This is a genomic window from Streptomyces sp. NBC_01717 (genome assembly GCF_036248255.1).
In the GTDB taxonomy this organism is placed as follows: domain Bacteria; phylum Actinomycetota; class Actinomycetes; order Streptomycetales; family Streptomycetaceae; genus Streptomyces.
The window spans coordinates 3,922,861-3,935,070 of sequence record NZ_CP109178.1 but is presented as its reverse complement, the minus strand read 5'-3'; the positions used below and the strand labels follow the sequence as shown (position 1 = coordinate 3,935,070).

The 12,210-nt window shown below is 70.4% G+C and carries 12 protein-coding genes; 5 read left to right on the top strand and 7 right to left on the bottom strand.

The genetic code is table 11. From position 1 onward, the window contains the following. Positions 1–24: 24 nt before the first annotated feature. The 4 genes from rocD to OHB49_RS17635 form a co-directional block, all read right to left on the bottom strand. Positions 25–1,230: an ornithine--oxo-acid transaminase gene (rocD, locus tag OHB49_RS17650; RefSeq protein WP_030969037.1), complete on the bottom strand. Its 1,206-nt coding sequence runs from the start codon at positions 1,228–1,230 to the stop codon at positions 25–27. A gap of 112 nt (positions 1,231–1,342) precedes the next feature. Beyond that, a complete protein-coding gene (locus tag OHB49_RS17645) occupies positions 1,343–2,083 on the bottom strand; it encodes a hypothetical protein (protein ID WP_329161403.1) in 741 nt (246 codons plus the stop codon). A 223-nt stretch (positions 2,084–2,306) separates the two neighbouring features. Next, positions 2,307–3,161, bottom strand: coding sequence for a hypothetical protein (locus tag OHB49_RS17640; protein WP_329161402.1), 855 nt, complete (start codon positions 3,159–3,161; stop codon positions 2,307–2,309). After that, positions 3,154–3,972 carry an RNA polymerase sigma factor gene (locus tag OHB49_RS17635; protein ID WP_443079534.1) on the bottom strand — a complete coding sequence of 273 codons (819 nt, stop codon included), beginning with the start codon at positions 3,970–3,972 and terminating at the stop codon, positions 3,154–3,156. Before OHB49_RS17635 ends, OHB49_RS17640 begins: the two co-directional genes overlap by 8 nt. Here OHB49_RS17635 and trpS point away from each other — a divergent pair. After that, a complete protein-coding gene (trpS, locus tag OHB49_RS17630) occupies positions 3,971–4,984 on the top strand; it encodes a tryptophan--tRNA ligase (protein ID WP_030969044.1) in 1,014 nt (337 codons plus the stop codon). The two genes, OHB49_RS17635 and trpS, sit on opposite strands and share 2 nt — an antisense overlap. A 112-nt stretch (positions 4,985–5,096) precedes the next feature. Further along, entirely contained in the window at positions 5,097–5,687 is a 591-nt protein-coding gene (locus tag OHB49_RS17625) for a 2'-5' RNA ligase family protein (RefSeq protein ID WP_030969045.1), read from the top strand. A gap of 59 nt (positions 5,688–5,746) precedes the next feature. On the opposite strand, the gene OHB49_RS17620 is transcribed toward OHB49_RS17625, so the two are convergent. Together OHB49_RS17620 and OHB49_RS17615 are read right to left on the bottom strand one after the other, a co-directional pair. After that, positions 5,747–6,502 (bottom strand): decaprenylphospho-beta-D-erythro-pentofuranosid-2-ulose 2-reductase, encoded by a 756-nt coding sequence (locus OHB49_RS17620; protein WP_030969046.1) that lies wholly within the window; start codon positions 6,500–6,502, stop codon positions 5,747–5,749. Positions 6,503–6,582: 80 nt separating this feature from the next. Next, the gene (locus OHB49_RS17615) at positions 6,583–7,932 is read right to left on the bottom strand and encodes an FAD-binding oxidoreductase (RefSeq protein ID WP_329161397.1); all 1,350 of its coding nucleotides are present in this window, start codon (positions 7,930–7,932) and stop codon (positions 6,583–6,585) included. 175 nt (positions 7,933–8,107) lie between these two features. Here OHB49_RS17615 and OHB49_RS17610 point away from each other — a divergent pair, with 175 nt between their 5' ends. Continuing rightward, positions 8,108–9,037, top strand: coding sequence for a YihY/virulence factor BrkB family protein (locus OHB49_RS17610; protein ID WP_329161395.1), 930 nt, complete (start codon positions 8,108–8,110; stop codon positions 9,035–9,037). Here OHB49_RS17610 and OHB49_RS17605 read toward each other — a convergent pair. After that, positions 8,985–10,262: a D-alanyl-D-alanine carboxypeptidase family protein gene (locus OHB49_RS17605; RefSeq protein ID WP_329161392.1), complete on the bottom strand. Its 1,278-nt coding sequence runs from the start codon at positions 10,260–10,262 to the stop codon at positions 8,985–8,987. The genes OHB49_RS17610 and OHB49_RS17605 overlap by 53 nt on opposite strands. Before the next feature lie 121 nt (positions 10,263–10,383). Here OHB49_RS17605 and OHB49_RS17600 point away from each other — a divergent pair, with 121 nt between their 5' ends. Beyond that, positions 10,384–10,629, top strand: a complete 246-nt coding sequence (locus OHB49_RS17600; protein WP_329161391.1) for an SCO4848 family membrane protein — start codon at positions 10,384–10,386, stop codon at positions 10,627–10,629. Positions 10,630–10,702: 73 nt separating this feature from the next. Next, positions 10,703–12,001, top strand: a complete 1,299-nt coding sequence (locus OHB49_RS17595; protein ID WP_329166519.1) for a metallophosphoesterase — start codon at positions 10,703–10,705, stop codon at positions 11,999–12,001. Positions 12,002–12,210: the final 209 nt, after the last annotated feature.

The window sequence follows — 12,210 nt, the reverse complement described above, 5'->3', positions numbered from 1 at the left end:
CCCGACCCCACCGGTGCGGCGGCGTCAGCCGCGCAGCACCTCCCGCAGTTGTTCCAGGCCCCAGTCCAGGTCCTCCTTGCTGATCACCAGGGGCGGGGCGATCCGGATCGTCGAACCATGGGTGTCCTTGACCAGTACCCGGCGGTCCATCAGCTTCTCGGAGATCTCCCGCCCCGTGCCATGACCAGGGGCGATGTCGATTCCCGCCCACAGCCCGCGACCCCGCACCGTCTCCACCGCGCCGCCACCCACCAGCAGCCCCAGCTCCTGGTGGAGGTGGTCGCCCAACTCTGCGGCCCGCTGCTGGAACTCGCCGGTGCGCAGCATCGCGATGACCTCCAGCGCGACCGCGCAGGCGAGAGGGTTGCCGCCGAACGTCGAGCCATGCTCACCCGGCCGGTACACCCCGAGCACCGCGGCCGACGAGACCACGGCCGACACCGGCACCACGCCGCCGCCCAGCGCCTTGCCGAGCACATACATGTCCGGCACGACACCCTCGTGCTCGCAGGCGAAGGTCTTGCCCGTCCGGCCCAGACCTGACTGGATCTCGTCGGCGATGAAGAGCACATCCCGCTCGCGGGTCAGCTCGCGCACCCGAGGGAGGTAGCCGGGCGGCGGGACCAGCACCCCGGCCTCGCCCTGGATCGGCTCCAGCAGCACCGCCACGGTGTTGTCCGTCATCGCCGCACGCAGTGCGGTCAGATCGCCGTACGGCACGATCTCGAACCCCGGCGTGTACGGGCCGAAGTCCATCCGCGCCTCCTGGTCCGTGGAGAAGCTGATGATGGTCGTCGTCCGGCCGTGGAAGTTGTTCGACGCAACGATGATCTTCGCCATGCCGTCCGGGACGCCCTTCACCCGGTAACCCCACTTGCGAGCGGTCTTCACCGCGGTCTCCACGGCCTCCGCCCCGGTGTTCATGGGCAGCACCATCTCCATGCCGCACAACTCGGCGAGCTGCGTACAGAAGTCGGCGAACCGGTCGTGATGGAAGGCGCGCGAGGTCAGGGTCACCCGGTCCAGCTGTGCCTTGGCCGCCTCGATCAGGCGTCGGTTGCCATGGCCGAAGTTGAGCGCCGAGTAGCCCGCGAGCATGTCGAGGTAGCGCCGGCCTTCGACATCGGTCATCCAGGCGCCTTCCGCCGAGGCGACGACGACCGGAAGCGGATCGTAGTTGTGCGCGCTGTGCGCCTCGGCGGAGGCGATGGCGGTTTCCGTGGTCGACACGGGATCTCCGTTCGTCGTGCGGCGTGGGCCGGGGTGGTGCCCACTTTGTATCGTCGGTCGGATCTCCGGGGAGGAAACCTTCAATCCATGGCGCGCCCGTGAGATACCGCAGTCAGAGGTCCAGGAGCTCCTGCCGTGGGCCGCTCTCGCGGCCGCCCCGGCCTCCGCCTCCCCCGCCGTCACCACGCTGCCGGGCTGCCAGGGGGCGCAGGGCCAGAGCGAGCGCCGCCCCCGCCACCAGCCCGGGTACGGCCCACCACACGCCGTCGAAGCGGCCGGCGGGGCCGGAGGCCCTGGCGGTGTCCGCGGAAGCCGACGGGGGAGCGGACGGGGAAGTCGCCGGTTCCGATGCGAGGCCGGCCAGCGGGTCCATCGGGGCGGACATCTTCTTGTTGTCCCAGGCCTGTGGGAACAACCTCGCGTACGCGTCCCGGTTGCTCGTCTTCCCCATCAGACCGAGTTCCGTGAACAGCTTGACCAGCCGCGCCGGATTCTTCGCCCGGTGCCAGTACCCGCGGAAGGTATAGGGAACTTCGGAGGCCGTGTGTATCCATATGGTGTCCGGATCGTCGCCCGGGAAGACGCGGTCGGTCCGCATCGGCTCCAGATCCAGGACCATCCACGTCACATTGATCTGCCGGGTCCCCATCGCCCCGTCCATGCTCTGCGGCCGCTGCTTGGCGCCTTTTCCGGCCGCTCCCAGCAGGGCCTCCAGCTCGGCATATCTCGGATCCGAGACGGTGAGTGCGGTCGCCTCCCCGCTGTCGGGCGAAGCGACGAGCACGGTCGTCGATCCGCCTGCCACCGCACTCGGCGCGAGGCAGAGGCTCAGCCCCCACACCACCGCGAGCACGGCCGAGCTCCGCAGGAACCGGGCCCCTGGCCGCTGCCTGGACCGGCCCTCCTGCCGTTGCACGGAACGCAGCCGCGGCCCTCGTCTCAACAGGCTTCCTGGCTTTCCCATGACGTCCCCTTTGCACTGGCGCACTGTGCGTTACGGCCCGTCCGTATCGCGTCACTTCTGGTACACCGCTCGAGCCCCGCAGGTTCCGCTCCGGTGCCCACCGATCCCAGGCCTAGCGATCGCCGGCCCGTCCGAGCGTGGACCTGGCGACCGCGCGGGCCCGCTCCCGCACGTCCACGCCCTCGAGCCGCAGTGTCAGCCGATCGTCCTTGACCCACAACAGGGTGGGCCCAGCAGTCCGTTGGTACCGCGTCCACCGGTTGCCGTCCCCGTCGACCATGCCGAAGCGCAGCACATGCGGCCGGGCGAACCACAGCCCGTAAACCCGGCCGCCGCGGCCGTCGTCGACCGTCAGCCACTGCGGCTGCTCCCGCACCTGCTTCATGAAGTACGGATCGAGTCTCGACATGAACTCGTCGAGCCGTACCGTCCGCCCGTTCACCCGCCAGCACAGGGTGACCATGGACCGGCCATCCGGCAGTCCCGTCACGGCCACCGCCTCCGGTGCGCCTGGCGCCGGCGGCACGACCGGCCGGAAGCCCGACCGCCGCGCCGCCTCCGACAGCGTCACCGGCGTGTCACAGCCCGGCACCGGCGCACCCGGCCGCTCGGGGGCCGGCGCGGACGGGTCGTACCGCACCTCGACCCCGCCGAAGTCGAACCAGTCCGCGACCGTCGCCCGCACCGGAGGCGTCAGCACCAGCACGACCAGGACCCCGGAGAGGGCCGCGGCCAGCAGGCGGGCCCGCCCGCGCACCCACGCCCCGGCCCGCTTCAGCCGCCCCGGAGGAACGGGCACGGGCACCGGGACCGCCTCCGCGACGATCTGCGCCAGTACCCGCTCCGCCATCGTCAGTCCGGCACGCTCGGGATCCCGCTCCGGCACATCCATCCCGCGTCCCAGTGCCAGCAGCTCCGCCCGCAGGCGCGCCCGGCCACCGCCACGCCCCCGCTCCGTGTCACTCATGCCCCTCACCCCCTCCCGCCCCTCGCTTGTCCGCCCCTCGACCGTCCGTAGCCGTCCCGAGCTTCTTCTCCAGCTTTTTCAGGGCGCGGTTCAGCCGGGACTTCACCGTCCCCCGTGGCCAGCCCAGGGCCTGCGCCGTCTCCGCCTCGTCCATCTCCATCAGGTAGCGGTACGTCACGACCCGGCGATGGTCTTCGCTCAGCTCGTCGAGCGCGGCCGTCAGCAGCGTCCGCCGTTCCTCCGCGAGCGCCGCCACCGCCGGATCCGCCGACTCCGGTATCGCCGGATCGGCGCCCCGCAATATCGCCTCGCGCCCGGCCACCGCCCGCGCCCGGCCCGCCGACCGGACCGTGTTCCTCGTCTCATTCACCACGATCCGCAGCAGCCATGGCCGGAATGCCGCCCCCTCCCGGAAACGGCCCAGCGACTGGTACGCCTTCAGGAAGGCCGACTGCACCACATCCTCCGCGTCGGCCCCCGCCCCGAAGGCGACCGCGGCCCGCAGGGCGACACCCGTGTGGGCGCGCACGAGCTGCGCGTATGCCTCCGCCTCCCCGGCGCGCACACGAGCGATCACCGCAGCCTCGCCCTCGGCCGGCGCTCTCGCCGCCGCCTCGGCCCGAGTCCCGGCCTGCTGCCCGGCCCGTCCCTCGACCTGCCCCTCGGCACGTCCGAGAGCGCGGTCCGTACCCCCGTCGTCGACGGCGCGGCCCCCCTCCCGGCCCCTCTGCAGGGCCCCCTCCTGCGTCCTCACACCTTTGATACACCGGCTGCCGGAGATCGGTTCCGTACCTGAGACAATGAGTTTCATGGCCTCTGAACGCCCCCGCGTGCTCTCCGGAATCCAGCCCACCGCAGGCTCGTTCCACCTCGGCAACTACCTCGGTGCGGTCCGCCAGTGGGTGGCGCTGCAGGAGTCCCACGACGCCTTTTACATGGTCGTGGACCTGCATGCGATCACCGTTCCGCAGGACCCCGTCGAGCTCCGTGCGAACACCCGGCTCGCCGCCGCCCAGCTGCTCGCCGCCGGACTCGACCCGGAACGCTGCACGCTCTTCGTCCAGAGTCACGTCCCCGAGCACGCCCAGCTCGGCTGGGTGATGAACTGCCTCACGGGCTTCGGCGAGGCATCCCGGATGACGCAGTTCAAGGACAAGTCCGCGAAGCAGGGCGCCGACCGGGCCACCGTCGGCCTCTTCACCTACCCGGTCCTCCAGGTCGCGGACATCCTGCTGTACCAGGCCAACCAGGTCCCGGTCGGCGAGGACCAGCGTCAGCACATCGAGCTCACCCGCGACCTCGCCGAGCGCTTCAACGCCCGGTTCGGTGAGACCTTCACCATCCCGGACCCGTACATCCTCAAGGAGACGGCGAAGATCTTCGATCTTCAGGACCCGTCGTCCAAGATGAGCAAGTCGGCGGCCACCCCGAAGGGGCTGATCAACCTCCTCGACGAGCCGAAGGCCACGGCCAAGAAGGTCAAGAGCGCGGTCACCGACACGGACACGGTCATCCGCTTCGACCGCGCCGGGAAGCCGGGCGTCAGCAACCTCCTGACCATCTACTCCACCCTCACCGGATCCGGTATCGGGGATCTGGAGCAGAAGTACGAGGGCAAGGGCTACGGTGCGTTGAAGACCGACCTCGCAGAGGTCATGGTCGAGTTCGTCACACCGTTCCGGACCCGAACCCAGGAATATCTTGACGACCCCGAGTCGCTGGACTCGATCCTGGCCAAGGGCGCGGAGAAGGCCCGAGCAGTGGCCGCCGAGACCCTGGCGCTGACCTACGACCGGATGGGCTTTCTGCCCGCGAAGCACTGAGTCCAAGGACCCTGGCGGGACGGTGGCCGCAGGCGGCACACTGGCGACGGGAAACCGACTCCGGTGACGGCGCGAAGCCGGCCATCGACCTTCGAAGATTGAGGAGAACGACGTGGGGACCGTAACGCTCGGCGTTTCGATCGCGGTCCCGGAGCCCTACGGCAGCCTGCTCCAGGAGCGGCGCGCGAGCTTCGGGGACCCTGCCGCGTACGGCATTCCCACCCACGTCACCCTTCTCCCGCCGACCGAGGCGGAGGCGGCCGACCTGCCCGCGGTCGAACGGCATCTTGCCCGGATCGCGACCGGCGGCCGCCCCTTTCCGATGCGGCTGTCCGGGACGGGGACCTTCCGTCCTCTGTCGCCGGTCGTCTACGTCCAGGTCGTCGAGGGCGCGTCGGCGTGTTCCTGGCTGCAGAAGCGGGTGCGGGACGCGTCCGGCCCGCTGATGCGCGAGCTGCAGTTCCCGTACCACCCGCATGTGACCGTGGCGCACGACATCGCCGAGGAGGCGATGGACCGGGCGTACGCGGAGCTCTCCGACTACGAGGCGTCCTGGACCTGCGGTTCCTTCGCGCTGTACGAGCAGGGTCAGGACGCCGTCTGGCGCAAGATCAACGAGTTCCCGTTCGGGGCGGAGGGCGCTGCTCCCGCGGTACCCGCGCAGGGCGCCTGCTCCGTGGACGAGCCGTCCCTGCAGCCCTGAGGCCGCAGGTGCGGGCAGGCCGTGCCGCCACGGTCCGCCGGGCCCCGTAACCGCGCCGCTCAGACCGGAAGACGCCGGAACAGCGGCCGCGGCACGTGGCGCAGCGCCGACATCACGACCCGCAGCGCCCCCGGTACCCACACCGTCTCCGAGCGCCGCCGCAGCCCCGTCACGATCGCGTCTGCGACCGCCTCCGGGGTCGTCGCGAGCGGTGCCCCGGCCATCCCCGCCGTCGTCCCCGACCGGACGGAGCCGGGGCGCACGACCATCACATGCACCCCGGTGCCGTGCAGGGCGTCGCCCAGCCCCTGGGCGAACGCGTCCAGTCCCGCCTTGCTCGATCCGTAGATGAAGTCGGCGCGGCGGGCCCGCTCGCCCGCCACCGAGGACAGCACCACCAGCGATCCGTGACCCTGCTCCTGGAGTGCGCCGGCGCACACCAGGCCGGCGGAGACGGCCCCCGTGTAGTTGGTCTGCGCGACCCGTACCGCGGAGAGCGGTTCCTCCTCGTCGCGCTCCTGGTCCCCGAGGATGCCGAACGCGAGCAGCACCATGTCGATGTCGCCCTCGGTGAAGATCTTGCCGAGGGCGGTCTCGTGGGATTCGGAGTCCAGGGCGTCGAAGTCGACGGTACGGACGTACGCGCCCAGGGCGCGCAGTTCCGCCGCTGCCGACTCCAGTCCGGGCGAGGGGCGTCCGGCCAGCCAGACCGTGCGGGTGCGGCGGGCGATCAGGCGGCGCGCGGTCGCCAGCCCGATCCGGGACGTGCCACCGAGCAGGAGCAGGGACTGCGGGGCACCGAAGGCGTCCTTCACGAAAAACACTCCTAGCGGGGGCGGCGGACCGCGAGTTGGTGAGAGGCGGGGGAAGGAGAGCCGGCGGGCGTGGCACGGGCTCAGAGCGAGAGACGGCGGGAGAGGTCCGAGCGGAACGACCCGTTCGGGTCCAGTTCGGCGCGCAGTGCCCGGAATTCGGGCAGTCGCGGATACATGGCGGCCAGCGTCTCGGGCCGCAGCCTGGAGTCCTTCGCCAGGCAGACGCGGCCGCCGGCAACCGCCACCTCCTCGTCCAGCCCGTCGAGGAAGCGGGCCAGGCCCGGCAGAGCGGCAGGCAGATCGAGGGCGAGCGTCCAGCCCGGCATCGGGAAGGACAGCCAGCCCGGATCGCCGTCCCCGAAGCGCTTGAGCACGGCGAGGAACGACGGGCAGCGGCGCTGCGAGATCCGCCGGACGATCCGTCGCAACGCCTCCTCCTGTCCGTGCCCGACGACGAACTGGTACCGCACGGAGCCGCCGCGGCCGTAGACGCGGTTCCAGTGCGGTACGGCGTCCAGCAGGTGGAAGTACGTGGACAGCTTCTGGAGTTCACCGGTGCGGAACTTGGGGGCTCTGCGGTACCAGAGCTCGTTGAACAGGGCGACCGAAGTACGGCCGAGCAGCCCGTCCGGTACGAACGCAGGCGCCGCGGGCAGCCGGCCCGGGCGGAACATGAGCGGTGTGCGCCGGTCGCGCGCCGGGAGCACATGTAGGGGTGCGTGCTCCCCGCGGGTGAGTACGGAGCGTCCGGTCGCCCGGCCGCGGGCGAGGAGGTCGATCCAGGCGGCCGAGTAGCGGTACCGGTGGTCGGAGGCGGTGAGCCGGGCCATCAAGTCGTCCAGATCGACGGTCCGTTCGGTGTCGACCGACATGAGTGACGTCGCGACGGGCTGGAACTGGAGCGTGGCCGAAAGGATCACCCCGGTCAGTCCCAGGCCTCCCGCGGTCGCGTCGAAGAGGTCGGTGCCGGGCCGCACCGTCCGGATCGTGCCGTCGGCGGTGAGCACCTCCATGGCCCGTACGTGTCGGGAGAAGGAGCCGGAGACATGCTGGTTCCTGCCGTGGATGTCGGCGCCGATCGCGCCGCCCACCGTGACGTAACGGGTCCCGGGCGTCACCGGCACGAACCAGCCGAGCGGCAGCAGCACTTCCATCAGCCGGTGCAGGCTCACGCCCGCGTCGCACACCACCAGGCCGGCTGCGGCGTCGATGGTACGGATCCGGTTCAGCGCGGTCATGTCGAGTACGGAGCCGCCCGCGTTCTGCGCCGCGTCGCCGTAGGCCCGGCCGAGGCCGCGGGCGATGGAACCACGGGGTCCGCAGCCGCGTACCGCGACCGCCGCCTCCTCGTACGTACGGGGGCGGAACCGCAGTGCGGTCGTCGGGGCGGTTCGGCCCCAGCCGGTCAGGGACACGGTGTCGACGGACATGATGGTGACCGTATCGCCAGGGAAAACACCTTTGAGGGATTTGTTACAACACTCACCGAAATGGGTGTTTGAAAGGGTGTCATCAATTCAGGATGCGAACCGTCCGCCGCCGACCAGAGGAGTGCAGTGAGGACCGCCCGCCGGTTTTTCGCGCCCAGGAGGGTACGCGCACGTCATGGACTGGCTGAAGAAACTCCCCGTCATCGGGCCACCCGTCTCGTGGCTGATGACGACGCACGCCTGGCGCTCGTACGAAACGCTCGACCGGGTCCACTGGACTAGGCTCGCCGCTGCGATCACCTTCATCAGCTTCCTGGCGCTCTTCCCGCTGATCGCGGTCGGCGCGGCGATCGGCGCGGCGATGCTCTCCACCGAGCAGCTGCACAAGATCGAGGACAAGGTCGCCGAGCAGGTGCCCGGCATCTCCGACCAGCTCGGCATCTCCGGTCTGGTGGCCCACGCGGGGACGGTCGGGCTGGTCGCCGGTGTGCTGCTGCTCCTCACCGGTGTCGGCTGGATCGGTGCGATGCGCGACTGTCTGCGCGCGGTCTGGGAGATCGACGACGTGGACCAGGGCAATCCGGTCGTCCGTAAGCTCAAGGACGCCGGGCTGCTCGTCGGCCTCGGCGGGGCGGCGCTCGTCACCCTCGCCGCCTCCACGGCCGGCTCCACCGCGGTCGGCTGGACCGCCCGGCTGGTGGGCATCTCCGACCGGGGGGCCGGCGGGGTGCTGCTGCAGATCGCCGCCCTGGTGGTGGCCGCCCTGGCCGGCTTCCTGCTGCTGCTCTATCTGCTGACGCTGCTGCCCGGCGTCCAGCCGCCGCACCGCCGGCTGGTGACGGCCGCGGTGATCGGCGCGATCGGCTTCGAACTCCTCAAGCTGCTGCTCGGCAGCTATATGAAGAGCGTCGCGTCGAAGAGCATGTACGGCGCCTTCGGCGTGCCGATCGCCCTCCTGCTGTGGATCAACTTGACCGCGAAACTGCTGCTGTTCTGCGCCGCCTGGACGGCGACGCCGAGCAGGCGGCAGACGAAGGAGGGTGCCGGAGACGTCAGCGGCGAGGACGGCGGCGCACCAGGTCCGGCAGCGGCCAGCGCCGGTTGACCAGGAACACCCCGCCGGCCAGCAGTGCCAGGACCCCGCCGACGATCCCGAGCGCGATCCCGACCCCGCTGGAGCCCGCACCGGCCGCGGCCGCCTTGGTGGTGCCCGAACCGTGCTTGTCCTTGTTCGCCGGGCCGTTGGAGCCGGTCGTGCTCTGCCCGCCGCCCGATTCCATGCCCTTGCCCGTTCCGGTCTCCGCGGACTTCGGGGGGACCAGTTCGCCGACCGGGGTCACCTTGCCGGCCGCGTCGAAGCCCCAGTCGAGCAGGCTCGCGGCCTCCTTGTAGACGGCGTGACTCTCGTCGGACTTCGGGTTCATGACGGTGACGAGCAGCACCTTGCCGTTGCGCTCGGCGACACCGGTGAAGGTGTTGCCCGCGTGAGTGGTGTAGCCGTTCTTGACGCCCGCGATGCCCTTGTACGGCTCGACGCCGACGTCACCGGTGAGCAGCCGGTTGGTGTTCTGGATCTGGAAGGCCTCGCGTTTCTTGCCGGCCTTCTTGTCGCCGGGGAATTCGGCCGTGGCGGTCGAGCAGTACTCGCGGAAGTCCTCCTTCTGCAGTCCACTGCGGGCGAACAGTGTGAGGTCGTACGCGCTGGAGACCTGGCGGGGGGCGTCGTAGCCGTCCGGCGACACCACGTGCGTGTCGAGGGCCTGCAGCTCCTCGGCGTGCTCCTGCATGGCGGTGACGGTCTTGGGGACGCCGCCGTACATCGAGGACAGCACGTGCACCGCGTCGTTGCCGGAGCGCAGGAAGACGCCGAGCCACAGGTCGTGGACCGTGTACGTCAGGCGCTCCTTGACGCCGACCAGGCTGCTGCCCTCACCGACGCCGGCGAGATCCTTGTTCGTCACCTTGTGCTTCAGGGTCTTCGGCTGGAGCTCGGGCGCTTCCATGACCGTGTCCGCGAACAGCATCTTCAGCGTGGAAGCCGGGGGCAGCCGCCAGTGCGGGTTGTGCGAGGCGAGCACCTCGCCGCTCTCCGCGTCCGCGACGATCCAGGACCGTCCGGTGAGGTCCTTCGGCAGCACCGGGGCGCCCGTCCCCAGATCGACCTGGGTGCCGACGAGGCCGAGCCGCTGCCCACCGACCTTCGACATCGGGGCGGTCGGCTTCGGGTCGTCGGTGGTGTCCTTGCTGACCGCCGACGCGGGGTCGACGACAAAGGTGGACAGCAGGACGGCAGAGGTGACCGTCAACACGGTCTTTTTCAGAGCAGGCACGGTCGGAAACGTACAGGCAGATGATGTGCAGGGGGATGCGGACCGCCGGACCGGCCAAGCGGACCGCCGGGACAGCCCACCCCGAGCGCCCCGGCCGGAGCGCGGTGGCGATACTGAACTCATGAAGCTCACCCGTCCCGTCTCCTGGTTCCTGCTCGCCTTCGGGGTGTGGAGCTGGTGCATTTGGGTCACTTTCGCCAAGAATCTATGGAAAGACGGCAGTGGACTTGCCTTCGACGACGCGGGTGACCCGACTGCGTACTTCTGGGTACATCTGCTGCTCGCCATCACGTCCTTTCTTCTGGGGACGGCGGTCGGTGTGATCGGGTTGCGCGGACTCAGGGCTCTGCGCAGCGAACGTGCATAACCGGCCGCACGGCGACCGGACATAGGCGTACGAAACACAGACGTGCGGAACCGGGGTGGGAGCGCAAGTGGCAGTGGTCTTCGTTCTGGTGGCGGTCGTGGTCCTCGCGCTGCTGGTCGGCGTGCACCGCTATGTGTGGCGTCGTCTTGTCGGTGACACGACGGCGCCGGGCAGTGCGCTGCGCCGGGCGGGCACCGTGGCGGCCTGGCTGCTGCCGCTGCTGAGCATCGGTGCTCTGGTCTCCGGGCGCGCGGGCGCGCCCTTCCGGCTGCAGCAGACGCTGGCCTGGCCGGGCTTCCTCTGGCTGGCGGCGCTCCTGTATCTGACGCTCGCTCTGCTGGTGGGCGAGGCGGTACGGCCGGTTCTGCGGTGGGTGCTCGCGCGCCGCGCGGTGGATGGCGGTACGGCCGGCGGGGTCGATGCCGCTGCCGGGAGCGATGCGGCTGAAATAGGCTCATCTCCGGCTGAAGCACCCGCGAGTGGGACCCCTGCGGCCCCGGCCACCCTCGTCGTCGAGGCTCCCGCCCCGCCGTCGGCGGCCACCCACCCGTCCCGTCGCCTGTTCGTGGCGCGGGCGGTAGGGGGCGCTGCCGCCGTCGCCGGGCTCGGTACCGTCGGATACGGCACGTACGGCGTGCTCCGCGGTCCGCGCGTCAAGCGGGTCACCGTCCCGCTCGCCAAGCTGCCCCGGTCCGCGCACGGTTTCCGGATCGCCGTCGTCAGCGACATCCACCTCGGCCCCGTCCTGGGCCGCGCCCACACCCAGCGGATCGTCGACACGATCAACCGGACCCAGCCCGATCTGATCGCTGTCGTCGGCGATCTCGTCGACGGAACCGTCGCCGACCTCGGCCCGGCTGCCGAACCGCTGGCGGGCCTGACCGCCCGTCATGGGGCATTCTTCGTCACCGGCAATCACGAGTACTTCTCCGGTGCGGCCCAATGGGTTGATCACGTAAGGGAATTGGGACTTCACCCGCTGGAGAACGCGCGGGTCGAGATGGACGGATTCGATCTGGCCGGGGTCAACGACATCGCCGGGGAGAGCGAGGGGCAGGGACCCGATTTCGAGCGCGCCCTCGGCGACCGGGACCGTACCCGCGCCTCCGTCCTCCTCGCCCACCAGCCCGTCGTCATCGACGACGCGGTCGCGCACGGGGTGGACCTCCAGCTCTCCGGCCACACCCACGGCGGCCAGCTCTGGCCGGGCAACTACCTCGCCGAACTGGCCAACCCCACGGTTGCCGGGCTCGAACGCTACGGCGACACCCAGCTGTACGTCTCGCGGGGCGCGGGCGCCTGGGGTCCGCCGGTGCGGGTCGGTGCCCCCTCCGACATCACCGTCGTGCAGCTCGCCTCCCGACAGGCGTAGTCGCGGACGGAACCTCACGGGCGCGCCGACGCACAGCCGCACCGCATCGACGTGCCGCGGGGCCGCATGCGCAACTGCCCGGCACAACCACACAGCACCTCCATCTTTTTCGGCCCTTCGGCCCATCAGAGGTTTCAACTGCCAAAGAGTTGGCTAAGAGGTGCGGATTTCCTCTTCCAGATGTGAAAATCGTGTGATTGGGTGAGTGC